At 44.9% G+C, this 24,935-nt stretch carries 40 protein-coding genes; all 40 read right to left on the bottom strand.

Going from position 1 to position 24,935, the window contains the following annotated elements:
• Positions 1 to 30: 30 nt before the first annotated feature.
• Positions 31 to 513 (bottom strand): 50S ribosomal protein L17, encoded by a 483-nt coding sequence (rplQ, locus tag THEBA_RS03645; RefSeq protein ID WP_014730481.1) that lies wholly within the window; start codon positions 511 to 513, stop codon positions 31 to 33.
• A 21-nt stretch (positions 514 to 534) separates the two neighbouring features.
• Positions 535 to 1,554, bottom strand: a complete 1,020-nt coding sequence (locus tag THEBA_RS03640; protein ID WP_041928070.1) for a DNA-directed RNA polymerase subunit alpha — start codon at positions 1,552 to 1,554, stop codon at positions 535 to 537.
• Positions 1,555 to 1,608: 54 nt separating this feature from the next.
• Positions 1,609 to 2,235, bottom strand: coding sequence for a 30S ribosomal protein S4 (rpsD, locus tag THEBA_RS03635; protein WP_014730479.1), 627 nt, complete (start codon positions 2,233 to 2,235; stop codon positions 1,609 to 1,611).
• A gap of 16 nt (positions 2,236 to 2,251) precedes the next feature.
• Complete coding sequence (gene rpsK, locus THEBA_RS03630; RefSeq protein WP_006492374.1) at positions 2,252 to 2,638, bottom strand: 30S ribosomal protein S11; 387 nt, start codon at positions 2,636 to 2,638, stop codon at positions 2,252 to 2,254.
• Between the two features lie 17 nt (positions 2,639 to 2,655).
• Positions 2,656 to 3,024, bottom strand: coding sequence for a 30S ribosomal protein S13 (gene rpsM / locus THEBA_RS03625; protein ID WP_006492373.1), 369 nt, complete (start codon positions 3,022 to 3,024; stop codon positions 2,656 to 2,658).
• A 12-nt stretch (positions 3,025 to 3,036) separates the two neighbouring features.
• Positions 3,037 to 3,153 carry a 50S ribosomal protein L36 gene (gene rpmJ / locus THEBA_RS03620; protein ID WP_014730478.1) on the bottom strand — a complete coding sequence of 39 codons (117 nt, stop codon included), beginning with the start codon at positions 3,151 to 3,153 and terminating at the stop codon, positions 3,037 to 3,039.
• Positions 3,150 to 3,395 carry a translation initiation factor IF-1 gene (gene infA, locus THEBA_RS03615; protein ID WP_006492372.1) on the bottom strand — a complete coding sequence of 82 codons (246 nt, stop codon included), beginning with the start codon at positions 3,393 to 3,395 and terminating at the stop codon, positions 3,150 to 3,152. Before infA ends, rpmJ begins: the two co-directional genes overlap by 4 nt.
• Positions 3,396 to 3,407: 12 nt before the next feature.
• Positions 3,408 to 4,160, bottom strand: coding sequence for a type I methionyl aminopeptidase (map, locus tag THEBA_RS03610; protein WP_014730477.1), 753 nt, complete (start codon positions 4,158 to 4,160; stop codon positions 3,408 to 3,410).
• Positions 4,153 to 4,812, bottom strand: coding sequence for an adenylate kinase (locus tag THEBA_RS03605; protein WP_014730476.1), 660 nt, complete (start codon positions 4,810 to 4,812; stop codon positions 4,153 to 4,155). The genes map and THEBA_RS03605 overlap by 8 nt, the downstream gene beginning before the upstream one ends.
• A gap of 1 nt (position 4,813) precedes the next feature.
• Positions 4,814 to 6,115, bottom strand: coding sequence for a preprotein translocase subunit SecY (gene secY, locus THEBA_RS03600; RefSeq protein ID WP_014730475.1), 1,302 nt, complete (start codon positions 6,113 to 6,115; stop codon positions 4,814 to 4,816).
• A 2-nt stretch (positions 6,116 to 6,117) separates the two neighbouring features.
• Entirely contained in the window at positions 6,118 to 6,564 is a 447-nt protein-coding gene (gene rplO, locus THEBA_RS03595; RefSeq protein WP_014730474.1) for a 50S ribosomal protein L15, read from the bottom strand.
• Between the two features lie 13 nt (positions 6,565 to 6,577).
• The gene (gene rpmD / locus THEBA_RS03590; protein WP_006492362.1) at positions 6,578 to 6,766 is read right to left on the bottom strand and encodes a 50S ribosomal protein L30; all 189 of its coding nucleotides are present in this window, start codon (positions 6,764 to 6,766) and stop codon (positions 6,578 to 6,580) included.
• Positions 6,766 to 7,371, bottom strand: a complete 606-nt coding sequence (gene rpsE, locus THEBA_RS03585; protein ID WP_014730473.1) for a 30S ribosomal protein S5 — start codon at positions 7,369 to 7,371, stop codon at positions 6,766 to 6,768. Before rpsE ends, rpmD begins: the two co-directional genes overlap by 1 nt.
• 13 nt (positions 7,372 to 7,384) lie before the next feature.
• Entirely contained in the window at positions 7,385 to 7,753 is a 369-nt protein-coding gene (rplR, locus tag THEBA_RS03580; RefSeq protein WP_014730472.1) for a 50S ribosomal protein L18, read from the bottom strand.
• 17 nt (positions 7,754 to 7,770) lie between these two features.
• A complete protein-coding gene (gene rplF, locus THEBA_RS03575) occupies positions 7,771 to 8,325 on the bottom strand; it encodes a 50S ribosomal protein L6 (RefSeq protein WP_014730471.1) in 555 nt (184 codons plus the stop codon).
• A gap of 12 nt (positions 8,326 to 8,337) precedes the next feature.
• Entirely contained in the window at positions 8,338 to 8,742 is a 405-nt protein-coding gene (gene rpsH, locus THEBA_RS03570) for a 30S ribosomal protein S8 (RefSeq protein ID WP_006492358.1), read from the bottom strand.
• A 13-nt stretch (positions 8,743 to 8,755) separates the two neighbouring features.
• The gene (locus THEBA_RS03565; RefSeq protein ID WP_014730470.1) at positions 8,756 to 8,941 is read right to left on the bottom strand and encodes a type Z 30S ribosomal protein S14; all 186 of its coding nucleotides are present in this window, start codon (positions 8,939 to 8,941) and stop codon (positions 8,756 to 8,758) included.
• Between the two features lie 12 nt (positions 8,942 to 8,953).
• The gene (gene rplE / locus THEBA_RS03560; protein WP_014730469.1) at positions 8,954 to 9,514 is read right to left on the bottom strand and encodes a 50S ribosomal protein L5; all 561 of its coding nucleotides are present in this window, start codon (positions 9,512 to 9,514) and stop codon (positions 8,954 to 8,956) included.
• A gap of 16 nt (positions 9,515 to 9,530) precedes the next feature.
• Positions 9,531 to 9,851, bottom strand: a complete 321-nt coding sequence (rplX, locus tag THEBA_RS03555; protein WP_006492356.1) for a 50S ribosomal protein L24 — start codon at positions 9,849 to 9,851, stop codon at positions 9,531 to 9,533.
• A 13-nt stretch (positions 9,852 to 9,864) separates the two neighbouring features.
• Positions 9,865 to 10,233, bottom strand: a complete 369-nt coding sequence (gene rplN / locus THEBA_RS03550) for a 50S ribosomal protein L14 (protein ID WP_014730468.1) — start codon at positions 10,231 to 10,233, stop codon at positions 9,865 to 9,867.
• A complete protein-coding gene (rpsQ, locus tag THEBA_RS03545) occupies positions 10,230 to 10,535 on the bottom strand; it encodes a 30S ribosomal protein S17 (protein WP_006492354.1) in 306 nt (101 codons plus the stop codon). Before rpsQ ends, rplN begins: the two co-directional genes overlap by 4 nt.
• Positions 10,536 to 10,541: 6 nt before the next feature.
• The gene (gene rpmC / locus THEBA_RS03540; protein WP_006492353.1) at positions 10,542 to 10,742 is read right to left on the bottom strand and encodes a 50S ribosomal protein L29; all 201 of its coding nucleotides are present in this window, start codon (positions 10,740 to 10,742) and stop codon (positions 10,542 to 10,544) included.
• Positions 10,742 to 11,167: a 50S ribosomal protein L16 gene (gene rplP / locus THEBA_RS03535; protein WP_014730467.1), complete on the bottom strand. Its 426-nt coding sequence runs from the start codon at positions 11,165 to 11,167 to the stop codon at positions 10,742 to 10,744. Before rplP ends, rpmC begins: the two co-directional genes overlap by 1 nt.
• 24 nt (positions 11,168 to 11,191) lie before the next feature.
• On the bottom strand, positions 11,192 to 11,821 hold the full coding sequence (rpsC, locus tag THEBA_RS03530; RefSeq protein WP_014730466.1) for a 30S ribosomal protein S3: 630 nt from the start codon (positions 11,819 to 11,821) through the stop codon (positions 11,192 to 11,194).
• A gap of 10 nt (positions 11,822 to 11,831) precedes the next feature.
• On the bottom strand, positions 11,832 to 12,266 hold the full coding sequence (gene rplV, locus THEBA_RS03525; protein WP_014730465.1) for a 50S ribosomal protein L22: 435 nt from the start codon (positions 12,264 to 12,266) through the stop codon (positions 11,832 to 11,834).
• 14 nt (positions 12,267 to 12,280) lie between these two features.
• The gene (rpsS, locus tag THEBA_RS03520) at positions 12,281 to 12,565 is read right to left on the bottom strand and encodes a 30S ribosomal protein S19 (protein ID WP_039882973.1); all 285 of its coding nucleotides are present in this window, start codon (positions 12,563 to 12,565) and stop codon (positions 12,281 to 12,283) included.
• Between the two features lie 19 nt (positions 12,566 to 12,584).
• A complete protein-coding gene (gene rplB / locus THEBA_RS03515; protein ID WP_014730464.1) occupies positions 12,585 to 13,412 on the bottom strand; it encodes a 50S ribosomal protein L2 in 828 nt (275 codons plus the stop codon).
• Between the two features lie 16 nt (positions 13,413 to 13,428).
• Complete coding sequence (gene rplW / locus THEBA_RS03510) at positions 13,429 to 13,728, bottom strand: 50S ribosomal protein L23 (RefSeq protein ID WP_006492347.1); 300 nt, start codon at positions 13,726 to 13,728, stop codon at positions 13,429 to 13,431.
• Positions 13,725 to 14,408 carry a 50S ribosomal protein L4 gene (gene rplD / locus THEBA_RS03505; RefSeq protein ID WP_006492346.1) on the bottom strand — a complete coding sequence of 228 codons (684 nt, stop codon included), beginning with the start codon at positions 14,406 to 14,408 and terminating at the stop codon, positions 13,725 to 13,727. Before rplD ends, rplW begins: the two co-directional genes overlap by 4 nt.
• Before the next feature lie 31 nt (positions 14,409 to 14,439).
• Positions 14,440 to 15,072: a 50S ribosomal protein L3 gene (gene rplC / locus THEBA_RS03500; protein WP_014730463.1), complete on the bottom strand. Its 633-nt coding sequence runs from the start codon at positions 15,070 to 15,072 to the stop codon at positions 14,440 to 14,442.
• Positions 15,073 to 15,094: 22 nt separating this feature from the next.
• Positions 15,095 to 15,403, bottom strand: coding sequence for a 30S ribosomal protein S10 (gene rpsJ, locus THEBA_RS03495; protein WP_006492343.1), 309 nt, complete (start codon positions 15,401 to 15,403; stop codon positions 15,095 to 15,097).
• Between the two features lie 69 nt (positions 15,404 to 15,472).
• Positions 15,473 to 16,669: an elongation factor Tu gene (tuf, locus tag THEBA_RS03490; protein ID WP_006492341.1), complete on the bottom strand. Its 1,197-nt coding sequence runs from the start codon at positions 16,667 to 16,669 to the stop codon at positions 15,473 to 15,475.
• Positions 16,670 to 16,705: 36 nt separating this feature from the next.
• Positions 16,706 to 18,778, bottom strand: a complete 2,073-nt coding sequence (fusA, locus tag THEBA_RS03485) for an elongation factor G (RefSeq protein WP_014730462.1) — start codon at positions 18,776 to 18,778, stop codon at positions 16,706 to 16,708.
• 25 nt (positions 18,779 to 18,803) lie between these two features.
• Positions 18,804 to 19,271 (bottom strand): 30S ribosomal protein S7, encoded by a 468-nt coding sequence (rpsG, locus tag THEBA_RS03480; RefSeq protein ID WP_006492339.1) that lies wholly within the window; start codon positions 19,269 to 19,271, stop codon positions 18,804 to 18,806.
• 14 nt (positions 19,272 to 19,285) lie between these two features.
• Positions 19,286 to 19,660, bottom strand: a complete 375-nt coding sequence (rpsL, locus tag THEBA_RS03475) for a 30S ribosomal protein S12 (RefSeq protein ID WP_006492338.1) — start codon at positions 19,658 to 19,660, stop codon at positions 19,286 to 19,288.
• Positions 19,661 to 19,769: 109 nt separating this feature from the next.
• A complete protein-coding gene (locus tag THEBA_RS03470; protein WP_014730461.1) occupies positions 19,770 to 20,711 on the bottom strand; it encodes a DNA polymerase III subunit delta in 942 nt (313 codons plus the stop codon).
• Positions 20,683 to 22,461, bottom strand: coding sequence for a penicillin-binding transpeptidase domain-containing protein (locus THEBA_RS03465; RefSeq protein ID WP_014730460.1), 1,779 nt, complete (start codon positions 22,459 to 22,461; stop codon positions 20,683 to 20,685). The genes THEBA_RS03470 and THEBA_RS03465 overlap by 29 nt, the downstream gene beginning before the upstream one ends.
• Positions 22,462 to 22,553: 92 nt before the next feature.
• Positions 22,554 to 22,841 (bottom strand): hypothetical protein, encoded by a 288-nt coding sequence (locus THEBA_RS03460; RefSeq protein WP_006492335.1) that lies wholly within the window; start codon positions 22,839 to 22,841, stop codon positions 22,554 to 22,556.
• A gap of 15 nt (positions 22,842 to 22,856) precedes the next feature.
• Complete coding sequence (gene rsmH, locus THEBA_RS03455) at positions 22,857 to 23,756, bottom strand: 16S rRNA (cytosine(1402)-N(4))-methyltransferase RsmH (protein ID WP_014730459.1); 900 nt, start codon at positions 23,754 to 23,756, stop codon at positions 22,857 to 22,859.
• A 66-nt stretch (positions 23,757 to 23,822) separates the two neighbouring features.
• Positions 23,823 to 24,935, bottom strand: coding sequence for a peptide chain release factor 2 (gene prfB / locus THEBA_RS03450; RefSeq protein ID WP_014730458.1), 1,113 nt, complete (start codon positions 24,933 to 24,935; stop codon positions 23,823 to 23,825).

Raw genomic sequence — 24,935 nt, 5'->3', positions numbered from 1 at the left:
CTCCGAAGAATGGCTACCTTGCGGTAGCCATCACTTTTTGTCCTGTTTCTTTTCAGCTTTCTTCTCGGGCTTCTTTTCCTGTTTTTCTTCGTTGTCTATCAACTGAAGAACGGCCATTTCACTTGCGTCGCCCCTTCTCATACCCAATTTTACTATTCTGGTGTATCCCCCGTTTCTTTCGTGGTACTTAACTGCAACTTCATCACAGATCTTTTTGACAAGCTTTCTGTCGTTGAAGTTCCTGTTTATCTCTCGATGCAAAGCAAGGTTCCTTGACTTCAGTGCCTGTGTTTCTGTACTGTCAGGACCCTTAGAAGAAATCTCGACTGAGAGTAGAGAAGCCTTCTTTGCCTTAGTAATAATGCTTTCAACAAAGGGTCTAAGCTCCTTTGCTCTAGTGACTGTAGTAACGATTGTTCCATGTTCGAAAAGCTCCCTGGCCAGATTTCGCATTAAAGCGACTCGCTGGCTGTGGGGCATATTTAGTTTGCTTCCACTGACTCTATGGCGCATAGCTAATAGGCCTCCTCAAAATCATTCTTTCTTGAGTACGATGTTGAACTTTTCCCTCAGTTTCTTGACAACTTCCAGCATGGACTTCTCTCCGAAGTTCCTGATCCTCAGAAGATCAGCTTCGCTCTTGTCGAGAAGATCACCAATTGTGTTGATTTTGTCGCGCTTGAGACAGTTAAGAGATCTGACCGAAAGATCGAGTTCCTCAACCTTCTTCGCTCCAAGGGAATTCGAGTCCTGTTCTTCCACCTGGGGGGTTTCGACAGTGACTTCGGCTTCTTCAGAAATGATTTCCTCTTCTTCCTGTTTGAGCGCTGAGCTTGTAAGACCTTGACCCGGCTTGCCTAGACCGTTGGAGAAGACCTCGAAGTGCCTAATAAGTATGTCAGTTGCTCTCAAAAGCGCATCAGAAGGGGTTATCGACTTTTTAGTCCACACATCCAAGATAAGCTTGTCGTAGTCTGTTCTCTTTCCAACCCGGACGTTCTCGGTCTGGAAGTTGACTTTTAACACAGGGCTGAAGATCCCATCGATGTAAATCATCTCAACGTCGTGCTCTATCTCCATTTCTGACACTGGAACAAACCCTCGTCCAATTTCAGCGAAAAGCTCGATATAAATAACTGAATCTGTGTTCAGAGTAGCTATGTATTGAGACGGGTTGACTACCTCTACCCCAGTAGGAGTTTTAATATCGCCAGCTGTAATGACTCCTGGTCCTGCCGTCTCAAGTGTGAGTTTCACCGCATCAGAGAATTCAAGTGCGGGTTTTAACTGGACTTTCTTGAAATTAAGGATTATTTCGAGAATATCTTCCTTTACTCCGTCAATAACATCGTATTCGTGATATTTACCAGGTATCTTTAGTCTTGTGATTGCCATACTCGGTATCGATGAGAGGAGAACCCTCCTAAGCGAGTTCCCGATAGTAGTGGCATATCCTCTTTCCATTGGAGAAAGGATGAATCTTGTAAAATAGCTGTTATCATCCTCTCTTTCTTCTTCAATTCGCAAGTTTTTTGGCATTATTGATGTCAACATTGTTTCGCCCAGAATTCGGGCACACACCTCCTTCCAAGAAGGTAAGAATCGGATTTACTTAGAGTAGAGCTCAATAATCGACTGCAGATCAACTGGAATCTCTACTTCTTCAGTTACAGGATATCTCAGGTAGGTACCTCTAAATGTCTCGTAGTCTACCTCAACCCATGGATAGGCTGTTCTCTCTTTTGCAGCTTCTGCCGCTTCTTTGATCGGTAAAACACTTCTACTCTTCTCTTTGATCTCCACGATGTCACCGACTCTCAAATTGAAGGAAGGCTTGTTCACCCTTCTACCATTAACAAGAACGTGTCCGTGGTTAACCAGCTGTCTCGCCTGCCTCCTGCTCGAGGCGAATCCCATTCTGAAAACGATATTGTCAAGTCTTGATTCAAGAATCTTCATCAGAGCAGTTCCCGTTTCTTCGTTCTTTTTCAAAGCCGCTTCAAAATATCGTCTGAACTGCCTTTCAAGAACACCGTAAATCCTCTTTACAACCTGTTTAGATCTCAACTGCATGCCATATTGGGTGAGCTTTCTAGTGGAGGCTCCGTGTTGTCCAGGGGCGACAGGCCTCTTCACCTGAGAACACCTTGGTGAAAAACATCTTTCACCTTTCAAATACAGCTTAAATCCTTCACGACGACAAAGTTTACACACTGGTCCTGTATATCTGGCCATTCAACTCCCTCCTAAATCAGACTCTTCTTCTTCTGCGTGGTCTGCAACCGTTGTGAGGCAGTGGCGTGATATCTTTGAGCGTCTCCACAGTAAGACCTGCCGCTTGAATTGTCCTGATTGCAGCTTCCCTTCCAGAACCTGGGCCCTTGACTTCTATTCCAACTCTCGTGATCCCTAGCTTGATGGCCTCTTTAGCAATCTTATCTGCGCCCAGTTGAGCCGCATAGGGTGTTGATTTTTTCGATCCGGAGTATCCGGCGGTTCCACCTGACGTCCACATCAGAGTGTTCCCTTCTGGGTCGGTCAACGTAATTATTGTGTTGTTGAAAGAGGACTTTATATGCACTACTCCCCTATCAGTTGTCAGTTTCCTTTTTTTCTTGGCTGCTGGTCTCTTTGCCATTCACTTTTACCTCCCGTTTAGCTCTTCTTACGAATCTTACTGGCTCTAGAACCCTTTCTGGTCCTTCCATTTGAATGCGTCTTCTGACCGCGTACCGGAAGCCCGTTTCTATGCCTGTAACCTCTATAACTTCCTATCTCGATTAGTCTCTTAATCGACCTGTCGACTTCAGTTCTGAGCTCGCCTTCAACCTTGTAATGCTCATTTATGTACTTCGCAATTTTACTAACTTCTTCGTCAGTCAGGTCTTTTGCTCTCTTATTGCCATCGATTTCCGTTCCTGAAAGAATCTCGTTCGATCTTGTATAACCTATACCATAGATATAGGTCAGGGCAACGAAAGTCTTCTTGTTATTAGGAAGTTCAACACCAAGGATACGTGCCATCTATATCCCTCCTTAACCCTGACGCTGGTTGTGCTTTGGATTTTTTTCGCAGATGACTCTTATTCTGCCATTGCGTCTTATCACTTTGCAGTGTTCACATCTCTTCTTGACCGAAGCGCGGACTTTCAATTCGTTTCTCCTCCTTTGTCTATCCTTTTACGATAAACAATTCTTCCTTTGGTCAGGTCGTATATTGACACTTCCACAACGACCTTATCACCCGGGATCAACCTGATGAAGTTCTTGCGCATTTTTCCAGAGATGTGAGCTAGAACAGTGTGATTGTTCTCAAGTTCGACCTTGAAGGTCGCATTAGGCATCGATTCCACAACTGTCCCATCCATCTTAATGATATCGCTCTTATCCGACACCAGTGATCCTCCTCACAAACTAGAAAGAATCTTTGGACCATCTTCAAGAATCGCAATGTCATGCTCAAAATGAGCAGCACGCGATCTATCCGCAGTTACTGCAGTCCATCCGTCTTCCAGAATCTCTAAGCTATAGTGTCCGCTTGCGACCATCGGTTCAATCGCAAGGGTCATGCCAGTTCTTAAAAGCATCCCGCTTCCCTGTCTTCCGTAATTCGGCACCTGTGGATCCTCGTGAAGGCTGAGGCCGACTCCGTGCCCAACGTAATCTCTTATTACAGACAGCCCAGCGCTTTCTACACAATTCTGAACGGCATAGCCGATGTCGCCGACTCTGTTTCCTGCGACAGCCATTTCTATACCCTTTAGAAGCGCCTCTTCCGTTCGCTGTAGAAGCAGTTTGTCCTTTTCACTCCTGTAACTACCTACTACGAAAGACTTTGCCGCATCTCCAATGAATCCGTCTTTGTTCACCCCACAATCCACGGAGACTATGTCGCCATCGACAAAGATTTTTTCCTTCAAGGGAAATCCGTGAATTACCTCCTCGTTTACCGAAACGCATAGAGTATAAGGATAACCACTATATCCCTTGAATGCGGGGATGCCGCCTCGTTTATGAATCAACTCTTCTGCCGCTTTTTCCATATCGAGAGCAGAGGCTCCTTCAACTGCATAAGACTCCATCTCAGCCAAAACCTCTGCGACAATCTTCGCAGCAATTTCGATTTTACATATTTCTTCTGGAGATTTCAACCTAACCATTTCTAGTTGACTCCAGATGTTCCACAATTTTGTCAGTCACAACATCAATCTCTCCGGTCCCGTCCACTTCCAAAAACTGGCTCTTGTTACTCGAGTAATACTGGATCACTGGCTCCGTTTTCTCCAAATAGACTCTGTACCTTGCTCGAACTGTCTCAGGCATATCGTCATCTCTCTGAATCAACTCGGCGCCATCGTTATCGCAGCGGCCTTCAACTTTCGGTCTTATCGTCAGCAGATTGTAGACCTTGCCACACTCTGGGCAAACTCTTCTGCTAGAAATCCGTTTTACGACTTCTTCTTCATCTGCATTAACGAGCAAGGCTACATCGATTTTTCTCCCTAGATCCTCTAGCATTTCATCAAGCGCAGCCGCCTGTTCAACTGTTCTTGGGAAACCGTCAAGAATGAACCCATTCCTGGTATCCTCTCTCGACAACCTTTCTCTCACAAGGTCGATCATCAAATCATCGGGGACGAGAAGCCCTTTATCCATAATCTCTTTGACCTTCAGCCCAAGGTCAGTGCCAGCAGCCACGGCTTCCCTTAACATATCTCCAGTCGATATGTGAGGAATCTTAAATATCTGGGCTATCCGCTTTGCCTGTGTCCCCTTCCCTGCTCCGGGAGGACCCATTAGAATAACGTTCATCTTATCTCCTTCCTCGTAACTTGCCTTTCTTTACGAACCCTTCATAATGCCTTACCATAAGGTGTGTTTCCATCTGCTGCAATATATCAATAGCTACGCCAACAGCAATTAGAGTCGACGTTCCTCCAATTGCGAGGCCACCAATACTGAAAATCCCGCCTATAACTAATGGAAGCAATGCAATCACAACCAGGAATACGGCTCCCATGAAAACAACCCTGTTAAGGACTCTCTGAATATACTGCTGAGTTGAAAAGCCCGGTCTTATTCCGGGTATGTAGCCTCCGTAGTTACGTATGTTATCCGATACTTCTCTGACATCAAAAACAAGCGAACTATAAAAGAACGTGAAGAAGAAAACCATTCCTCCATAAAGCAATATGTATAGGGGTGATGTCTGAGCAAAGAGACTCTGCATAATATTCCTACCGCCACTTCCCTCGGGGAAAGCCGTAGCAATAAACTGTGGCAACATCATAATTGCCGAACTGAATATTATCGGTATGACTCCACCCTGATTAACCTTGATAGGAATGTGCGTGGAAACTCCTCCATACACCCTTCTACCAGTAACTCTCCTTGCGTACTGAACTTCGATCCTTCTTTCTCCCATCTGAACATAGATAACCGCCACAACCGTGAACAGAGCGATCGCAAGTAATATCCCCCACTGTAACGGCGATAAAGCTACCACTACCTGCATAATGGAAGCAGGATATCTTGCAACGATGCCTCCGAAAATCAGAACTGAAATACCATTTCCAATTCCCCTTTCCGTGATTCTTTCTCCCAGCCAAAGAAGAAACATTGTACCACCGATAAGGGTGGTTGTTGCCAGCAACACAAAGAGCAACCTGCTGGGAATCGCCAAGATAGCCGTGTTCGAAGAGAGACCGAATGATATCAGGAATCCTTGAAGACCCGCGAGTCCAATCGTCAGCATTCTTGTGTATCGAGCATACTTCTTCTTTCCCTCTTCGCCTTCCTTAAGCATCTCCTTCAAACTAGGAACAACGGCAGTCAGCAGTTGAAGCATAATCTGAGCGTTTATGTAGGGAGTAACGCTCATTAAGAATATCGAAAACTGCTCAACGGCTCCACCGGTGAAAACATCAAAGAAGCCGATGAAGCCTCCGGCACCGCCTGTAGATAGAGTGCCGAAGTACGCAGACCAGGCTTGGATATTAATTCCGGGAATCGGTATGTACACACCAAGTCTGAAGACTGCCAATGCGAGGAACGTGAAGAGGATTCTATCTCTCAGCTCAGGAATCTTGAACGCGTTCTTCAGGGCATTCCACATTGTCAGATCACCTCTGCCTTTCCACCAGCAGATTCAATCTTCTCCTTGGCAGTAGCGCTAAAAGCATTTGCCTTGACAATAAAAGACTTTGTCAGTTCACCTCTCGCAAGTATCTTCACTCCGTCTTTAAGATCTTTGAGTATCTTTCGCTGAACGAGTATCTCGGGTGAAATCTCACTGCCACTTTCGAATCTCTCCTCGAGAGTCGAAATGTTCACAGTAGCATAAACAACTGCTCCTCGGTTCTTGAACCCTTTTATCGGTGTTCTTCTGAATAGGGGTGTCTGTCCGCCCTCGAAGCGTGCAGCCACCTTACCTGTCGCTCTTCCTTGACCCTTATGGCCTCTGGTGGCGGTTTTACCCATTCCCGAACCTATACCGCGTCCTATTCTTTTTTCGCTTGTTCTAGAACCGGGCGTCGGACTTAGATCTTCAACTTTAAAAGCCATCTTCCTACCCCCTTCAGTCATCAAGTTCTTCGACAGCAAGAAGATGTCTTATGGAATTCACCATGCCCCTGATCTGTGGAGAATCGGGCTGAACAATCTCACTGTCCAGCTTTCCAAGGCCTAATGCTTTAACCGTCTTCAGCTGTCTTCTGTTATAGCCAATCGGACTTTTGATTAATCGTATTCTTAAACTCTTTGCCATTACTGACCTGCCTCCTCGCTGAAACCGTGGAAGACTGTCTTTAGGGGTATGTCCCTGAGTTTTGCGAAGTCCTGAGGGGATCTCAGACTTAGTAGTCCGTTCAAGGCCGCTCTAGCCATATTAAGTGTGTTAGATGATCCAAGCGACTTCGTCAGAATATTCTTCACACCTGCAAGTTCGACAACGGCTCTTACAGGCGAATTCGCAATAATCCCAGTTCCGGGACCAGCCGGCTTTAACATTATTCTTGCTGAATCCTGTCGTCCGACTGTCTCGTGAGGAACAGTCTCATTTCTCACCGCGACCTCCGTGACATTCTTCTTGGCTTCAAGAACGGCCTTTCTTATTGCAGTCGGAACTTCCCTTGCGCTCCCTATACCAAGACCAACCTTCCCATCACGGTTACCAACGACGGCGACTACTCTAAAAGAAAGATTCTTTCCTCCTGCAACTACTTTTGTAACTCTTCTTATTTCAATTATTCTTTCTTCAAATTCGTTGTCTTCAACCTGTTTTTCCACAGGAGCGTTTCTGGAAGCTCTGGGGTTTCTTCTTCCTTCACGTGAAGATTTCGAATTGCGGTCGTTCTTCATCTCTTCAGCCATCTTCTTCACCTCCTCAGAACTGTAGTCCGCCTGCTCGAGCGCCCTCGGCAAGTGACTTTATTCTTCCATGGAACTTAAAACCCCCACGGTCGAAGACTACACTGCTTATTCCCTTATCTTTCGCCTTCTTTGCGAGGAGCTCCCCAACTTTCTTAGCGGCATCAACATTCCATGACTTCTCTATTGAAGCCTTGACGTCTTTATCTACAGTCGATGCAGAAACAAGGGTAATTCCCTTTGAATCATCAATAAGCTGGGCATAAATATGCTTCTCACTTCTGAAGACTGCCAGTCTTGGTCTCTCCGGTGTTCCGGAAACTGTAGACCTGACGCGAAGATGCCTCTTTCGCCTTTGTTCCTTCTTGTCTTTATGTTTGAACACTCCAGCCGCCTCCTTGATTAGACCTTCTTACCGACTTTCGTTCTGACTTGCTCTCCCTTGTAACGAATACCTTTTCCTGAATAAACAATTGGGATTCTCCAGCGCTTTATGTTTGCCGCTACCTGACCAACCTGATACTTGTCAATTCCCTTGACAACTATTGCTTGAGGTGCGGGCACTTCAAACTCAACTCCTGCCGGAGGTTCAATCTCAACTGGATGTGCATACCCAAGGTTCATTACAAGCTTCTTTCCTTGAAGTTGTGCTCTGTATCCCACTCCCACTATTTCCAGCTCCTTGACGAAGCCTTGAGTAACGCCAACAATCATGTTATTTATGAGCGACCAGAAAGTACCGGCATACTTAGCCAATCTCTTGTAATCACTCTTTCTAATAACAACTTCTTCGTTTGACTTGACCCATATCTCTTTTTCATCGGCCTCGATCTTAACCAGAGGAAGGAGTTCTTGTTTGAGCTCACCTTTCGGTCCCTTGACAGAGATAACACTTCCTTCAATTTTGCAGGACACACCAGCAGGGATTTTTATCGAATGCTTAAGTAATCTAGACATTTGAATTCCTCCCTACCATACGTAGCAGATGACTTCGCCGCCGACGCCTTGAGAACGGGCCTGCTTGTCTGTCATCACTCCGCTGGATGTACTTACTATTGCAATTCCCATACCTGATTTGACCTTTGGAAGCTTATCCTTGTTAACATATAAGCGCTTACCAGGCTTAGAAATTCTTACGATTCCAGATATGACGTTAACCTTGTGTCTCCGGTCTCCCTTGTATTTCAGAAAGACCTTGAGAACACCCTGTTTGCCATCCTCAATATACTTATAATCATCTATATAGCCTTCAGCCTTCAGAATATCAAGAAGTTTCTTCTTCAGGTTTGAAGCTGGAATATCCACGCTTTCCTTAAAGGCAGCGTTGGCATTTCGTATTCTAGTGAGCATATCGGCTATGGGATCACTCCACATTACAATTCCCTCCTCACCAGCTTGCTTTCTTTACACCGGGGAGTTTTCCCTCGGAAGCCAGCTGTCGAAAGCACACTCTGCAAAGACCAAACTCTCTATATACAGCTCTCGGTCTGCCGCACAGATTGCATCTATTATATTTCCTAACCTTGAACTTGGGTTCGCGTTTCCACTTTTCAACTATAGATTTCTTCGCCATGCACTTACCTCCTTAGACCATGACTCTCTTGAAGGGAAGTCCGAGAAGGGCTAGTAATCTTCTGGCCTCCTCATCGGTCCTGGCCGTAGTAACAACAATTATGTCCATTCCCTGAACTCGCTTGATTTGATCCGGTACTATTTCGGGAAAGACCAGTTGTTCGGGAAGCCCCATTGCATAATTCCCTCTCCCGTCAAATGAGTCGGGATCAACACCTCTGAAGTCCCTCAGCTTGGGAAGCACGATATTTATCAGCTTGTAGAGGAAGTTATACATCCTCGGACCACGGAGAGTGACTTTCAAACCAACCGGCATTCCATCACGGAGTTTAAAGTTCGCGATACTCCTCTTAGCCTTAGTAACTACCGGTTTCTGTCCTACAATTGTCATGAGCTCTTTGCCGTGCAGATCGAGAAGGTCGGCGTTTCTTGAACCTTCACCTATTCCCATATTGACGACTATCTTAGAGACTCTGGGAACTTCGAGCTTGTTCTTATAACCAAACTCTTTAGTCATAACCGGAATTACTTCATTTTCATATCTATCTTTCAAAGGGACGTATTCGTATGCCATCAACAACTCCTCCCCATCAAACCTTATCGATTATCTCGCCGCACTTCTTGCAGGACCTTACTTTTTCTCCGTTTTCGAGAATTTTGTGTGCGACTCTCGTAGGCTTATTGCAGTTGGGGCAGACAACCATTACTTTCGAAACGTAAATAGGAGACTCTCTTTCGATTATTCCACCTTCACGATACTGGTTAGTAGGTCTCTGGTGTTTCTTTGTGAAGTTCACTCCCTCAACGATTATCTTTTTTTCCGAGGGGAATGTCTTGAGGACTTTGCCTTTTTTGCCCCTATCCTTTCCAGATATTATCATTACGGTATCTTCCTTCTTCACTCTACTCATAATAGCTCACTCCTCACCAGACTTCCTGGGCTAGAGAAGCAATCTTAGAAAAACCCTTGTCCCTAATCTCTCTAGCAACAGGTCCAAAGACACGTGTTCCTCTGGGCTGGTTCTGCTTGTCGATGATAACCGCTGCGTTGTCATCGAACCTTATGTAAGTGCCGTCTGGCCTTCGAATTTCCTTGGCGGTTCTCACTAGAACGGCTCTTACGATGTCTCCTTTCTTGAAATCCGTGTTAGGTGCCACATCTCTTACTGCTGCGACAACTATGTCACCTATGGTTCCCGATCTCTTTCTATATCCGCCAGTTACCTGGATGACTTTGATCATCCTGGCGCCCGAATTATCGGCAACCCTCAAATAAGATTCCAGCTGGATCATTTCTCGTCACCTCCGGAATCTTCAACGGCCTCGGGAGTTTCGGGAATTTCTCCAGTGTAGACATCCTTCTTCAAGACCTTAACAAGCTTGAATTTCTTCATCTTGCTTAAAGGTTTACATTCCTCAATCTCAACCGTATCACCCATTCCCGCAAGTCCTTCAGGGTCATCAGCATGATACTTCTTTGTAGTTTTCATCGTCTTCCCGTAGAAGGGATGTATATGTGTTCTTGTAACGCTCACAACTATGGTCTTATCCATCTTGTCACTTACTACAGTTCCTACCAGTGTTTTTCTTGGCATGGCGGACTACCTCCTTATCCCCAGCTCACGACCGCGAAGGATAGTCTTAATCCTAGCTATGTCGCGTTTTACTGAAGTTATCTGGGAATGGTTCTTCAACCTGTTCATTTCTAGCTGGAACCTGAGGTCCATCAGCTTTCTCTTCGAATCTTCAAGCATCTGAGTGAGTTCCTCGTCTGTGAACTTCTGAAGTTCAACGGCCTTCATCAGAGCTCACCTCCTATCTGATACCTCGGTACTATCTTTGTTCTGATAGGTAGTTTTGAAGCAGCTTTTTCAAGGGCCTCTTTTGCAAGTTGATCAGGCACTCCGCCTATTTCGAACATGACCTTCCCGGGCTTAACAACAGCTACCCAGCCTTCAACGTCTCCCTTTCCCTTTCCCATTCTGACTCCAATTCCTTTTGACGTAATGGGCTTGTCGGGGAAGATTCTAATCCAAAGATTACCATTCCTCTTCAACGTTCTTGTGATTGCTATTCTGCAGGACTCTATCTGCTGTGCAGTTATCCAGTGCGGTTCTAGGGCCTTTATTCCCCATTCACCAAAATGAACAATAGTCCCGCCTTTTGCTTTTCCATTCATCTTACCTCTTTGTTGCTTCCTATATTTCACCCTTTTGGGCATTAACATTATGAACTACCTCCCCTCTTGCAATTACACCTGTACGTCGCCTTTGTATATCCATACCTTCACGCCAATAATTCCCATCTTTGTGAAGGCAGTGGTGTAACCGTAGTCCAGATCAGCTCTGAGGGTCTGGAGAGGAAGTCTTCCTTCCAGGTACCACTCTGTCCTGGCAATATCGGCACCGTTCAGTCTTCCGGAAACCATTATCTTGATCCCTCTAGCTCCCTTTCTCATGGCGGTGAATATTGCTCTTTTCATTGCCCTCTTGTAGGAAGCTCGCTTTTCAATTCTAGACGCTATATCCTCAGCAACAAGGATAGCATCGGTCTCGGGTGTTTTAACTTCTTCAATATTCAACTGAAACTGCCTTGTTATAAGCTTTTCCAGTCTCTGCCTGAGCAGCTTCACTTCACTGCCCTTCTTCCCAATCATCACACCAGGTCTGGCGCACTTGACTGTAATAACTACTTTGCCAGGCTCGGGTCTTTCAATATAGATGTCCGACACTCCGGCAGCCATGTAATTCTTCTTGAGAAAGTCCCTGATTTTAAGATCTTCAAGAAGATATTCTTTGTAATTCTTCTCATTAATCCAGCGGGCTTTCCAATCTTTACTGACACCAAGCCTGAATCCATAAGGATGTACCTTCTGACCCACTTATGTCACCTCACTCCTGAGGATTGCTAATCTCTTCGCGGTTTGCTACTACAACGGTTATGTGGCTAAAGCGCTTCTGCTGTATATCTGCTCTGCCTCTTCCTCTGGGCCACAGTCGCTTCATTCTTGGACCATCATCTACTACGGCCTTCTCAACATACAGACTGTCCACATTCAATCCAAAGTTGTTTTCTGCATTTGCTACCGCAGAACGCAACACTTTGTATACTAGACGCGAGGCTTTCTTTGGCGAAAATTCTAGTATCTGAAACGCCTCCCCAACCTCTTTGTTTCTTATCGCATTTACCACTGATCTAGCTTTTCTAGGGGAAATTCTAACGAACTTCGCAACTGCCTTCGCTTGAGATACAGGCGTTGCTGCTTTCTCTTCTTTGCGCTTCCTGTGGAAAACGGAACGCTTGTCTCTCTGCACTGTCTGCGCCATATCAGCGTCCCTCCTCATCTAACTTCGCCTTTCTTGCTTTTCTTATCGGCATGCCCACCGAACCTCCTGGTGGGAGAGAACTCACCCAATCTGTGACCGATCATATTCTCCGAAATGTAAACCGGTATGTGCTTCATTCCGTTGTATACTGCGATTGTATGTCCGATCATCTCAGGAAGAATCATGGATGCTCTGCTCCAAGTCTTTATGGGCTTCTTTTCTCCCTTTTCGTTCAGTTCTCTTATCTTTTTCAAGAGACTCGGGTGTACGTACGGGCCTTTCTTCTTAGATCTTGACATCTTCAACTACACCCCCTGATCAATTCTGGTTCCGTCGTTTCACTATGAGGCTATCTGAAGGCTTCTTATTCTTCCTCGTTTTATAACCTCTGGCTGGCTGTCCCCAAGGACTCTGCGGAAGATGGCCCTTTGAACGTCCTTCTCCTCCACCCATCGGGTGATCAACTGGGTTCATAGTCATTCCCCTCACTGAAGGTCTTACACCAAGCCATCTCTTTCTACCTGCTTTTCCATGTATCTCATTCGAGTGTTCCTCATTCCCAACCATGCCAATAGTGGCCATGCACTTCACAACGACCCTTCTAAGTTCACCTGAAGGCATCCTCAAGAGCGCGTACCTTCCTTCTTTTGCCATCAGCTGGGCATAGGTTCCCGCCGCCCTGGCTATTTGACCACCTTTGCCGGGCAAGAACTCAATGTTGTGAACAATCGTGCCAACGGGAATTCGCTCGAGTGACATCGAGTTTCCAACCGAGATTTCCGCCATATCTCCATTCTGAACACTGTCTCCAACTTTAAGCCCCTTTGGAGCCAGCATGTATCGTTTCTCACCATCCACATACTGCAGGAGAGCGATTCTTGCCGTTCTGTTCGGGTCATATTCTATGGATATGACTTTAGCAGGGATTCCCATCTTTTCTCTCTTGAAATCAATAATCCTGTACCGTCTCTTAGTTCCGCCACCTTGGTGCCTTACAGTTATTCGCCCGTGATGGTTTCTGCCAGCATTTTTCTTTATTGGCTCCAGAAGAGATTTTTCAGGTTCACTCTTCGTAACTTCTTTGAAGTCCGGAAGAAGCATGAACCGCCTGCTCTTGGTGACGGGATTAAACTTTCTCAATGCCATATCATCTCACCTCACCTTAGTGTTGGCCTTCGAGTTCTTTAATCCTGTATCCAGTTACAAGCGTAACGATTGCTTTCTTCCAGGATCTCGATTTGCCAACAAAGACGCCACGTTTCTTAGGTTTGCCCTTCATGTTCATGATGTTCACCTGTTCTACCTTTACATTGAAAAGCTTTTCAACGGCGTCTTTGACTGTCTGCTTATTGGCATCTCTATGTACTTCAAAAATGTACTTGTTTAGTTCACCAGAAGCAACTGTCTTTTCAGTGATCAACGGTCTCAGGAGTACATCGCCATAATACTTTTTCTCGATCATCGTCCAAGCACCTCCTCGATCTTGCGAACAAGGTCTGCCGTGATCACAAGCTTTTCATGATTCACAATGTCGTACACATTGAGCCCATCAATATTTTCTTTACTATTGACGGCTTTGTTTCCAGGATTATCAGCGATAATTACCTTAACCCCATAAATGTTCTTTCCCGAAAGTCTTACATTTTGGTATTCGTCCTTTTGCCATGGAAGGACAAAGAGAGTTTTCTGCGTCTTATCGAGTCCAAGGTTATTCAAGACCTCCCTGAGCTGTTTCGTCTTTGGTCTGTCAAACTTGAGATCATCAAGGACAATGAGATTTCCTTCTTTAAGCCTTAGACTGAGGGCAGATCTTAGAGCTACCTTCTTCATTTTCTTGGTCAACTTCATAGACCAGTCTTTTGGCTTCGGTCCGTGTATAACTCCACCATGTCTCCAAAGTGGACTTCTCGTTGAACCAACTCTTGCTCTTCCTGTGTGTTTCTGTGCCCAGGGCTTTCTTCCTCCACCCCTAACTTCTGATCTTGTCTTTGCCGAAGCCAATCCTGCACGTCTACCTGAAAGCTGCATATTAACATATCTGAACATCAGATCTTCGTTCGGTTCTACATTGAATACGCTCTCGCTCAGTTCAACAGTGCCAACTTTCTGGCCCGCAATATTCACAACGTCGGCTTGAGCCATTGTTGCGTCCTCCTTCCAAACATTTTCGGGGCTATCTGTTTGCGCTCTTAATTACTAAGAGGCCGCCCCTCGCTCCTGGAACTGCGCCATAAATGGCTAAGAGTCCGTTTTCTGCATCGACTTTTACTACGGTTAGATTCTTCACTGTCTTCTTCTCGTTACCGTATTGACCGGGCATTTTCTTACCCTTCCAAATCTTCGCCGGCTCAGTGTGATTACCTACTGAACCTAGTTCTCTGTGGAATTTCGAACCGTGTGAAGCTTCTCCGCCCCTGAAGTTCCATCTCTTCATAGCGCCCGAAAAACCTCTGCCCTTCGAAAAACCAGTTACGTCTACTTTTTCGCCTTCAGAAAAGACACGAGCTTCTATGATATCACCAACATTGAAATCATTGATGTTACCAACTTTGAACTCTTTGAGAATTCTATGCGGCTTAACCTTTGCAGCCTCGAACTTCTTTACCAAAGGCTTTGTCAGTACTTTTTTCGCTCTTTCAGGCGTAAGCTCTTCGAATCCAACTTGAATGGCGTCATATTCGCCACCATCACTTGTCTTTTTTTGTACAACAGTACATGGACCGGCTTTCACTACGGTAACTCCGAAGGCTTTCCCGTCTTTGTATATAGTTGTCATACCGAGTTTTCTACCCAATATTCCTTTCATCTATCACACCTCCGAAGTCTCTTTACAGTTTAATCTCCACATCTACACCTGCGGGGAGGTCAACTTTCATAAGAGAATCTATTGTCTTAGGGGTTGGGTCTAATATTTCGATAAGTCTCTTATGAACGAGTTTTTCAAACTGCTCTCTTGCATCCTTGAACTTATGGGGAGAAGTCAGAACAGTGTAGAGCGTCCTCTCCGTTGGCAATGGCACCGGACCTGATACTTTGGCATTGGTGAGCTTTACAGCTTCAACGATCTTCTTGGCCGACAAGTCAAGTAGTTTGTGATCGTAAGCTTTCAAGCGAATCCTAATTTTTTGCTTGGCCATGCCTAAATGTTCCCTCCTTCTGTTAACAGGGAAGGGAGATTTTCTCCCTTCTCCTGGAAAGACCTATTATCATTCAATTATGGAACTAACGACTCCGGCGCCCACTGTTCTTCCACCTTCACGGATTGCAAACCTCATACCCTTCTCAATTGCGACGGGATAAATGAGCTGAATTGTCATTTCCACATTGTCACCAGGAATAACCATTTCGACGCCCTCAGGAAGATCTGCAATTTCTCCAGTTACATCGGCGGTCTTAATGAAGAACTGGGGCCTGTATCCCTTTGTGAAGGGTGAGTGGCGTCCTCCTTCTTCCTTTTTAAGAACGTAGACGTTTGCCGTGAATTTCTTGTGAGGTGTTATAGAACCCGGTTTGGCAAGAACTTGGCCTCTCTTGACTTCTTCCTTTGCAACGCCTCTTAGAAGAGCTCCAATGTTGTCGCCGGCCTGTCCTTCATCAAGGAGTTTCCTGAACATTTCTACTCCAGTACACACTGTTTTCTTCGTTTCGTAAGACAGTCCGATAATCTCGACTTCATCGCCAACATGGACCGCTCCACGCTCGATTCTTCCTGTAACAACCGTACCTCTACCCGTTATTGTGAAGATGTCCTCTATGGGCATCAGGAAAGGCTTGTCAGTCTCCCGTACTGGTTCAGGGAAGTAGTCGTCGCATGCTTTCAACAGTTCGTAAATGCTCTCTGTCCATTCATTTGGACTTTCCGCTTCAAGGGCCTTTAAGGCCGAGCCCTTAATTACGGGGAGTTCATCACCCGGGAACTCGTAGGAGGAGAGAAGCTCTCTTACTTCTTCCTCGACAAGTTCTACCAGCTCTTCGTCATCAACAGCATCCACCTTGTTAATGTACACAACCATTGCGGGAACATTGACCTGTCTAGCAAGCAAGACGTGTTCCCTAGTCTGAGGCATGACACCGTCGGTTGCGGCGACAACGAGAATTGCTCCATCCATCTGTGCAGCTCCAGTTATCATGTTCTTGATATAGTCAGCGTGTCCAGGGCAGTCGATGTGCGCATAATGTCTCTTCTCCGTCTGGTACTCGATGTGAGATACGTTGATTGTAATTCCTCTTGCTTTTTCTTCCGGCGCCTTGTCAATTGAGTCAAACGGGGAAAAATCTGCAAGACCTTTGAATGCAAGACTCTTTGTGATTGCCGCAGTAAGGGTTGTCTTACCGTGGTCAATGTGTCCAATCGTACCGATGTTAAGATGGGGTTTAGAACGTTCGAATTTTTCCTTAGCCATGGTTTCCCTCCTCCAAAAACTAATTTGGGATCTTCATTATTTTCCTAGAATCTTTTCTGCAATTCTCTCCGGAACTTCCGAATAATGAGAGAACTGAATGACGTGGATTGCTCTTCCTTGAGACAGAGATCTGCAAACAGTAGCGTAACCAAACAATTCTGAAAGGGGAACGTGAGCTTTGATAATTTTGAGACCTGCTCTAGTTTCAAAGCCCTCAATCTTCGCTCTCCTAGAATTGAGATCGGCAATCAGATCTCCCATGTATTCTTCAGGAGTATTTATCTCTACTGCCATAATTGGTTCCAGCAGAGCCGGGCTCGCCTTTCTCGCAGCCTCTTTGAAGGCCATAGATCCGGCTATGCTAAATGCAATCTCCGAAGAGTCTACTTCGTGGTATGAACCGTCGAGCAAGGAGACCTTCACATTAACCATTGGATAACCGGCGAGATAGCCGGAATCCATAGCTTCTCTTACCCCGCGTTCTATAGGCTTGATAAATTCCCTTGGTATGGTTCCTCCTACAGTTTTATCTTCAAACACGAAATTGGCGCTCTTGTCAGTAATGGGTTCTACACTCAGTATAACGTGTCCATACTGACCCTTTCCACCAGTCTGCCTAACGTATTTCGACTCACCTATTGCTTTAGACCTTATTGTCTCACGATAGGCTACCTGAGGATTCCCTACTCTTAAGCCAACATTGAATTCCCTTTTTATTCGCTCTACAATTACCTCTAAGTGGAGCTCTCCCATGCCGGAGAGAATCGTCTCACCAGTCTCACCATCAACATAGCTTTTAAGCGAAGGGTCTTCTTCAACTAGAGCAAGAAGAGCCTTTGTAAGCTTCGAAGCATCGTCTTTTGTCTGCGGTTCTATCGCAATCGAAATCACGGGCTCAGGAAATTCGATTTTTTCGAGAACAATCTTTTCTTCAGAAAGTGCGATAGTTTCGCCAGTCATAGTATTCTTAAGCCCTACCACTGCAACAATGTCTCCGGCCCTTATATAATCAACTTCTTCCCTCTTGTCGGCATGCATGAAAAGAAGTCTGGAAATTCTTTCTTTTAAGTTCTTGTTCGTGTTTATGACGTAGGCTCCCTTTTCAAGTGAACCAGAATAAACTCTGAGGAATGTGAGTTTGCCTACAAATGGATCGATCATTATCTTAAAGGCCATCGCAACAAACGGCCCATTCTCATCCGGATAGACCTCAATTTTTCTCTCGCTATCGATGATCTCGCCAACCACCGGAGGCAAGTCTTTCGGAGACGGCAGATAGTCTACTATTGCATCAAGAAGTGGCTGGATTCCCTTGTTCCTGAATGCCGAACCACAAAGCACAGGGGTAATTTGTCCCAAAAGTGTTGCCTTTCTGATTGCCGCTTTCAGTCTATCTACTGGAAGTTCTTCACCCTCGATATACAGATCCATGAGTTCTTCATCGAATTCAGCAACATGGGTAACCAGATCCTCTCGAGCCTCTTCCACCTGGGCTTGCAAAAATTCGGGAATATTTGAATATGTGAATTCCGTTCCCTCTTGATTGGTCCATCGCAAGGCTTTCATCTGCACCAAATCGATAATGCCTTCGAAACCAGATTCCGATCCAATTGGAAGCTGTATTGCAACCGGATTTGCCTTAAGCTTTGTAACCATTGTGCCTATGGCAGCTAAAAAATCAGCTCCGATCTTATCCATCTTGTTCATGAAGGCTATTCTAGGGACATGGTACTTATCAGCTTGCCTCCAAACAGTCTCCGACTGTGGTTCAACACCTGCTTGAGCATCGAATACCGCTACGGCCCCATCAAGAACCCGTAAAGATCTTTCAACTTCAACAGTAAAGTCAACGTGCCCGGGCGTATCAATAATATTTATGCGATGATCCTTCCAAAACGCTGTGGTAGCTGCAGAAGTGATAGTGATGCCCCTCTCCTTCTCTTGGTCCATCCAGTCCATTGTAGCCGTTCCTTCATCAACACTTCCGAGTTTGTAATTCTTTCCGGTATAGAAAAGTATGCGTTCGGTCGTAGTTGTTTTCCCCGCATCTATATGGGCCATTATTCCTATGTTTCGGGTCTTTTCGAGAGTTGTAGCTCTTTCTTTCACTATCTTTCCTCCTGCTGAATCAACTTCACCATCTGAAATGGGCGTATGCTTTCCCTGCCTCCGCCATTTTGTGAACATCTTCTCTTTTCTTTACGGCGTTCCCCTGACCATTGTAAGCATCTACTAATTCTAATGCAAGCTTTTCCTTTAAGGGCTTGCCAGATTTTGCTCTTGCAGACGTGACAATCCACCTTATTGCGAGTGCCACTGCCCTTCTTTCAGGAACCTCAAAAGGTATCTGGTACGTTGCACCTCCAACCCTCCTCGGTCTTACTTCAAGAAGAGGTTTTACATTACTCAGAGCCTTCTTGAAAGCTTCCATTGGTGGCTGCTTCGTTCTGTCGGATAAAACCTCCAAAGCTCCATAAACCGTAGCCTCTGCCTTGCTTTTCTTCCCGCCTATCATTATCTTATTGATCAATCTCGTTACTACTGCATCGTTGTAAATTGGGTCGAGCGGTACTTCTCTTTTCTCAGACTGACGTCTTCTCATCTAGAACTGCCTCCTCATTTCTTTGGCCTCTTGGCACCATAACGACTTCTCGACTGCTTCCTGTTTGCCACTCCTTCAGCATCCAATGTGCCTCTGACAATCTTGTATCTTACACCAGGAAGGTCCTTTACTCTGCCACCTCTAACGAGAACCACCGAATGCTCCTGAAGATTGTGACCCTCGCCAGGAATATAGGCAGTAACTTCTGTCCCATTTGAGAGACGTACCCTTGCAATCTTTCTCAAAGCTGAGTTCGGTTTCTTGGGAGTCATTGTGGAGACCCTTACACAAACGCCACGCTTCTGAGGATTGTTTTCTAGAGCCGGCGAAGCAGATTTTTGCTTCAACTGTTTTCTTCCGTGCCTTATTAATTGATTTATTGTGGGCATCTGGTTTCGATTCGCCTCCTTCTAAGCATTTTGCCGAAAGCAATTGTACAATGCAACGATGGCACTGTCAATTGAAGCATTCTAAACGGGATGTTTCAGGTGGAAATTGTTACCCAAGAGTTACCTGAAGTTTTAAAGACTCTTCATGTAGTTTGAAGAAAGCGATTTCGCTATCGATTTTCCCATTTTTGATTGACTCATCAATTTCCTGAAGAAGAACGATCAGGCCTTTGAGACTTTCAGCTGAGTACAGCCTGGTAAGATCATTTCTTTGTTCTTTAGTACTGGAAAAACTGTATCCAACAAGCCTGGCAATTCGAGCAGTACCAATGCTAGTAGTATTTGAGAGTTTTCTTATCTCTGACCAAGAAATATTCATTTTGCCTTTTTTCGTATCAATTATCGTTCCCAAATCAATTATGATATTCAACAGAACCGACGCAAAATATGCGAATGGGATCATGCATTTCCTCGAAGAACTTAGAAAGTCCTCTTTGTGATTAAGAAAATCAAACGCCAGTGATTCGACTTCGACTTCCTTGTCAAAATCAATTAGTCTTTCAACCATGAGCTGGTCGATTTCATTCGAAAATACGGAAAGCTTTTCAAGCTCTCGAAGTATTCTGTATTCTCTTCTTCCAACTTTTCTGAAAAGCGATTCGGCCGCAGCTCTAGAAATCTTCATTCCTGCACGTTCACTTATCGTGATGATGTGGTCATTCCATTTCTCTTCTTCCCAGGGCTTTGGAAGATCAAAAATACTTTTCTCACTCTTTACTTTCGGACTCACTTTTCCATCCAGGAAGACATCGATTTCGTCTTGAAAGAGAGGAAGTAGTTTCTCTATCTGAGTTTTCTCTTCCTTTTTCCAGCTATCAAATCCGGAAAGCCTAACTGGCTTTCTTCCGAACATTCCCGAAGTCGAAACGGCCATTTTGAATCTGTTTACTTTGTCGGGCATGTCTTCACTAATTGTTAAATACCCCTCTCCTCTTTCAAGGATGAAGAAATCTTTCAGTACCTCACTGTCCCCCAACATCTCGTATATCATAGTTCAGCTCCCCTAACCAAACTTCTAACTGATCTCCAAGGGGCCTTCCTGCCTCTGGAATTTGACTCACCACGCCGCCCGAGCCATGTATTATAATATTGTCTAAACCATAGATCGCGGCGATCTCTTTCAAATCTAGCAATGAATAACCGCTCAGGTCAGGTGCTTTCCAACTGTAAACGCCCTCATATACTTCCTTTTCAACTCCAATACCGTAGATGTTCTTTACAACTGAAGCAAACATTGGAGCTGCGACAAAACCTCCATAGTATGCCCCCGCTTTTGGAGTATCTATCATTATATATAATGTATACGTTGGATCTTCCACTGGAAAGAAACCATAGAACAATGAATAGTAGCTTTCTTCATTGTAGCCATCGGGACCCGCTTTTTGAGCAGTTCCTGTTTTTCCCGCTATTCTTACTCCGTCGACTTTGGCCATTGTGCCAGTACCCTCAATAACTACTCCCTCAAGAATGGGAAGCATTGTAGAAACAAGCTTCGGTGGAAACAAATCACCTTCAACCTTCTTCGGTATGTTGATCAGGCCTTCTTCATTTCGTATGGCACTGACAAAGGTGGGAGTAATAAACTGACCACCAGCTGGGAAGACATTCAATGCCTTAACCATCTGGAAGATGTTTACTCCTAAGCCCTGTCCGATTGGAAATTGATAAGGAGATATCAGGGACCAATCTTTCGCCTCGGGAAGAATTCCCGGTGTCTCGCCGGGAAGGTCAACCCCCGACAATTTCCCAAATCCAATTCTCATTAACTGCCTATACATCTCTTCTTTTCCGAGAGTATTCAAAATTCTACCGCCAACTTGTACCGTGGCCACGTTACACGAGTTAATAATCGCTTCTCTAAAGGTCTGAAGGCCGTGGCGTTCGCCTTCGGTGTCGCGGATTATTATGTCAAGTCCAGGTACGGGTTGAATACTTCCATCACAATAGAATGTCATTGTTTCCGTTATCGATCCACTTTGTAATGCAAGCGAGTAGATAAGAGGTTTAATGGTGGAACCGGGCTCAAATATCCCCATTAAACCAACGTCCCAGTCATAGGTACCGGCATAAGCAAGAATCTTTCCAGTCTTGCTCTCTACAAGAAGAGCCAATCCACCGTCGGCCATATTCTTTTCCACAGTCTCTAGCAGTTCGTCATAGACCATTTTCTGTATATCTATGTCAATTGAGAGATAGATGTCACTGCCATTTGTCGGTTCTTCTCTTCTCGAACTTGTCAGAGTTCTCCTAATCAATCCATCTCTTTTCCCAGAAAGCTCTTCGTCATAATACAACTCTATTCCATTTAGGGGGATTCCCCCTCCATCTAGCTTTCCGATAATTCTTTCCAAACCATATTCGCTGAAACTAAGTCTTTCTCTCTGCATTTCAAGCGATATATATCTCTTTGTGATCGGTGTGATCCTTCGTTGCATTTCATCATAAGTAGCCGCGGTACCAAGAAGAAGGAAATTTTTGTTGCTCTGAAGGCTTTCAACCAGTCTTTCGAAGGGTATTCCAAAGGAAAGTTCTACATTTTTTAGAACTCTATCTATTTGATCTGAAGAAGTAAGCAATCTCAGATATCCGAGGTCCAGCCATGCCTCATAAATCAGCGAATCGCTGGCCAGTAACCTACCGTTGGAATCGTATATCGATCCCCTTAGAGCCGGTATCTTGTTGACTCCAAGAACCAGAGGTAGGTCAGGTTCAGTAAAAAGGGAAACATACGCTGCCCTCACTGCGAAGACTCCTACACAAAGAATCAAAAGCACATATAACAGCGTTGCCCTGCTAGCAAGTTTGTTGATTTATGATCCACCTCGATAAAGTTCTACTTTTCTGCTCTCGCCCCAACAACCGTCTGCAAGTATGAAATCTCTCTAGATACATCTTCAAGTCGCGATTTCATTACTGAGATGCTCTGTTCTCTACTTGATGCTACTTCTGAAATTTTGTCGACCTCGTTGCCAAAATAGAACGGGAGAGCAATTGAGACTGCCAATGAAAGAAAAATCACTAACACCTGCAGAAAACCAAATAAACCCCAAACATCGCTGTTTGCCAAGGCTTTGCCGCCTTCGCGAACCAGCGGCTTCCGCTTCGCTGTTATAGCTTGCACGAGATGTTCCTCCCTTCAAATCCGCTCCGCTGCCCTCAATCTTGCACTTCTTGCTCTTAGATTGAGTTCTACTTCTTCTTTCGACGGCTGCACCGGTTTCTTCGTAAGTATTTTCAGCTCCGATTCCGACTTTTCCCTAAACACCCTCTTAGCTATGCCGTCTTCCAAAGAATGAAAAGAAATAATAACGATCCTACCGCCTTGGTTCAGAAAACCGGGAATTTTTCTCAAAGTACTTTCGATGTTCTCAAGCTCCTGATTGACTTCAATCCTTACTGCCTGAAAAGTCTTTGTTGCGAAATGTCTTCTTCGTTTGTATCTTTCGGCCGGTGGTATTGCCGCCTTGATCGCATCGTGCAAATCCTTCGTCGTAAACAGAGGTCTTCTCGATACGATGCTTCTAGCTATTTTCCTTGCAAAACGCTTTTCATCACCAAACTCGAAAATTATTCTGCTAAGTTCGTCTTCCCTGTAGCTGTTCACAACATCTGCTGCCGTTCTTTTCTGAGAGAGGTTCATACGCATATCGAGCGGTTCATCCAGTTCATACGAGAAACCCCTACCCTTTGCTTTCAACTGGAAGGTGGAAACTCCAACATCCAGGAGAAAACCATCTACTTTCTCAACACCAGCCTGTCTCAATGCAATTTCGAAGTCGACATAAGATAAATTGAATAATTCAACGCTTTCCCGGTAATCTTTGAGATTCTGCTCCGCTATATTCAGAACCTCACTATCAACATCAAGTCCGATGATTTTTGCCTGACCTTCAGTGGCTTCAAGCATTGCTCTGATATGGCCACCTTCACCAGCAGTACAATCAATATAAGTTCCAGTTAAACGTCCACCAAGCAAATAATGGAGCGCTTCGTGAATCATTACGCTCCTGTGGCGTTCATCGTACTGCCTGGACACTAAATTCACTCCGCTCAAGAGAATAATAACATTTTTCTTCCATCAAAGTCAAACTAACGGCGTAAATCATTCCAAGGATTTCTCAATTGATGAGAAGAAGAGCAATTCTTTCTCAATGAATTCATCTATCTCGCCATTCATGACAGATTGAATATCACCCGTCTCAAAATCAGTTCTGTGATCCTTCACCAATGTATAAGGCTGAAAGACATAAGATCTAATCTGATTCCCCCATGAAATCTCTTTCTGGTCTCCCATCAATTTTAGTTTTTCGCTTCTTTTTTTCTCAATCTCAATCTCAAAAAGCTTTGCATATAACATCTTCATTGCATTCGCTTTGTTTTGATGCTGCGATCTTTCAGTCTGACATGCAACAACTATTCCGGTTGGTAGATGAGTAATCCTGACCGCAGAATCCGTTTTATTAACATGTTGACCACCCGCACCACCTGATCTGTACGTGTCTATCTTCAGATCTTCGGGCCTGATTTCGATCTCTGGAACTTCATCCATCTCGGGAAAGACACTTACGGACGCAAAGGAAGTGTGCCTTCTGTGATTGGCATCGAATGGCGAAATCCTTACTAACCTGTGTACTCCCGCCTCAAACTTCATCTTTCCATAAGCATGCGGCCCAGCTAGATTAATTGTCACACTCTTGATACCCGCTTCTTCTCCAGGTAGCTCATCGACGATCGTAATCTTAAATCTATTAGCCTCAGCCCATCTCATGTACATTCTCATTAACATGGAGGCCCAGTCCTGAGACTCCGTCCCTCCGGCGCCGGGGTGAATTGAAATGAAGCAATTGTTGATGTCATACTCTCCACTCAGAAGAATCGTAAGTTCGAATTCTCTTACCTTTTTTTCCGCTGACCTGACAAGTTCTTCAACATGCTTTACATAACTCTCATCTTCTCCTGAAAGCTCTACTGCAATCTCAATACTCTCAAATTCCTCTTCCACATCTCTCAGAAGTTCGATTGTAGATCGATAAGACTGCGCTTCTCTTCCCAGATTCGACGCCTCACGCTGATCGTTCCAAATAGAGGGGTCGCTCATCCTCTTCTCGATTTCCTTTAGTTTTTCATCTATCCGCTCGAGATCAAGCGTAGCCCTGATAGAATCAAATTTCTCCTTCAACTCTTGTATTCTCGAGTTAGTTTCATAACTTATCAA

Source organism: Mesotoga prima MesG1.Ag.4.2 (assembly GCF_000147715.2).
Classification (GTDB): domain Bacteria; phylum Thermotogota; class Thermotogae; order Petrotogales; family Kosmotogaceae; genus Mesotoga; species Mesotoga prima.
Note: the sequence above shows the minus strand (reverse complement) of the source record. Positions and strands in the feature narration are given on the sequence as shown.

What these genes read in the sequence shown, in the direction of transcription:
- tuf (WP_006492341.1), bottom strand. Translation starts at nt 16,669, where the DNA reads ATGGCTAAGGAAAAATTCGAACGTTCTAAACCCCATCTTAACATCGGT.
- rpmC (WP_006492353.1), bottom strand. Translation starts at nt 10,742, where the DNA reads ATGAAGGCCGTTGAACTTCAGAAGTTCACAGACGAGGAACTCACTCAG.
- rpsG (WP_006492339.1), bottom strand. Translation starts at nt 19,271, where the DNA reads ATGAGAAGACGTCAGTCTGAGAAAAGAGAAGTACCGCTCGACCCAATT.
- THEBA_RS03640 (WP_041928070.1), bottom strand. Translation starts at nt 1,554, where the DNA reads ATGTTGACATCAATAATGCCAAAAAACTTGCGAATTGAAGAAGAAAGA.
- rpsQ (WP_006492354.1), bottom strand. Translation starts at nt 10,535, where the DNA reads ATGCCAAGAAAAACACTGGTAGGAACTGTAGTAAGTGACAAGATGGAT.
- rplB (WP_014730464.1), bottom strand. Translation starts at nt 13,412, where the DNA reads ATGGCATTGAGAAAGTTTAATCCCGTCACCAAGAGCAGGCGGTTCATG.
- rplC (WP_014730463.1), bottom strand. Translation starts at nt 15,072, where the DNA reads ATGAAAGGAATATTGGGTAGAAAACTCGGTATGACAACTATATACAAA.
- rplP (WP_014730467.1), bottom strand. Translation starts at nt 11,167, where the DNA reads ATGTTAATGCCCAAAAGGGTGAAATATAGGAAGCAACAAAGAGGTAAG.
- rplD (WP_006492346.1), bottom strand. Translation starts at nt 14,408, where the DNA reads ATGGCTCAAGCCGACGTTGTGAATATTGCGGGCCAGAAAGTTGGCACT.
- rplE (WP_014730469.1), bottom strand. Translation starts at nt 9,514, where the DNA reads ATGGCATACGAATACGTCCCTTTGAAAGATAGATATGAAAATGAAGTA.
- rpsD (WP_014730479.1), bottom strand. Translation starts at nt 2,235, where the DNA reads ATGGCCAGATATACAGGACCAGTGTGTAAACTTTGTCGTCGTGAAGGA.
- rpsJ (WP_006492343.1), bottom strand. Translation starts at nt 15,403, where the DNA reads ATGGCCAAGCAAAAAATTAGGATTCGCTTGAAAGCTTACGATCACAAA.
- rplV (WP_014730465.1), bottom strand. Translation starts at nt 12,266, where the DNA reads ATGGCGCAGACAGTGCAGAGAGACAAGCGTTCCGTTTTCCACAGGAAG.
- rpsH (WP_006492358.1), bottom strand. Translation starts at nt 8,742, where the DNA reads ATGTGGAGTGATCCCATAGCCGATATGCTCACTAGAATACGAAATGCC.
- rplX (WP_006492356.1), bottom strand. Translation starts at nt 9,851, where the DNA reads ATGAGTAGAGTGAAGAAGGAAGATACCGTAATGATAATATCTGGAAAG.
- secY (WP_014730475.1), bottom strand. Translation starts at nt 6,115, where the DNA reads ATGTGGAATGCCCTGAAGAACGCGTTCAAGATTCCTGAGCTGAGAGAT.
- rplF (WP_014730471.1), bottom strand. Translation starts at nt 8,325, where the DNA reads ATGTCTAGATTACTTAAGCATTCGATAAAAATCCCTGCTGGTGTGTCC.
- THEBA_RS03605 (WP_014730476.1), bottom strand. Translation starts at nt 4,812, where the DNA reads ATGAACGTTATTCTAATGGGTCCTCCCGGAGCAGGGAAGGGGACACAG.
- rplN (WP_014730468.1), bottom strand. Translation starts at nt 10,233, where the DNA reads ATGATCCAGCTGGAATCTTATTTGAGGGTTGCCGATAATTCGGGCGCC.
- rpsS (WP_039882973.1), bottom strand. Translation starts at nt 12,565, where the DNA reads ATGTCAAGATCTAAGAAGAAAGGCCCGTACGTACACCCGAGTCTCTTG.
- rplO (WP_014730474.1), bottom strand. Translation starts at nt 6,564, where the DNA reads ATGGCTTTTAAAGTTGAAGATCTAAGTCCGACGCCCGGTTCTAGAACA.
- rplQ (WP_014730481.1), bottom strand. Translation starts at nt 513, where the DNA reads ATGCGCCATAGAGTCAGTGGAAGCAAACTAAATATGCCCCACAGCCAG.
- THEBA_RS03470 (WP_014730461.1), bottom strand. Translation starts at nt 20,711, where the DNA reads ATGATATACGAGATGTTGGGGGACAGTGAGGTACTGAAAGATTTCTTC.
- rpsM (WP_006492373.1), bottom strand. Translation starts at nt 3,024, where the DNA reads ATGGCACGTATCCTTGGTGTTGAACTTCCTAATAACAAGAAGACTTTC.
- rpmD (WP_006492362.1), bottom strand. Translation starts at nt 6,766, where the DNA reads ATGGCAAAGAGTTTAAGAATACGATTAATCAAAAGTCCGATTGGCTAT.
- rpsL (WP_006492338.1), bottom strand. Translation starts at nt 19,660, where the DNA reads ATGCCCACAATAAATCAATTAATAAGGCACGGAAGAAAACAGTTGAAG.
- rplW (WP_006492347.1), bottom strand. Translation starts at nt 13,728, where the DNA reads ATGATCGAGAAAAAGTATTATGGCGATGTACTCCTGAGACCGTTGATC.
- rpsK (WP_006492374.1), bottom strand. Translation starts at nt 2,638, where the DNA reads ATGGCAAAGAGACCAGCAGCCAAGAAAAAAAGGAAACTGACAACTGAT.
- rpsE (WP_014730473.1), bottom strand. Translation starts at nt 7,371, where the DNA reads ATGGCTGAAGAGATGAAGAACGACCGCAATTCGAAATCTTCACGTGAA.
- THEBA_RS03565 (WP_014730470.1), bottom strand. Translation starts at nt 8,941, where the DNA reads ATGGCGAAGAAATCTATAGTTGAAAAGTGGAAACGCGAACCCAAGTTC.
- map (WP_014730477.1), bottom strand. Translation starts at nt 4,160, where the DNA reads ATGGTTAGGTTGAAATCTCCAGAAGAAATATGTAAAATCGAAATTGCT.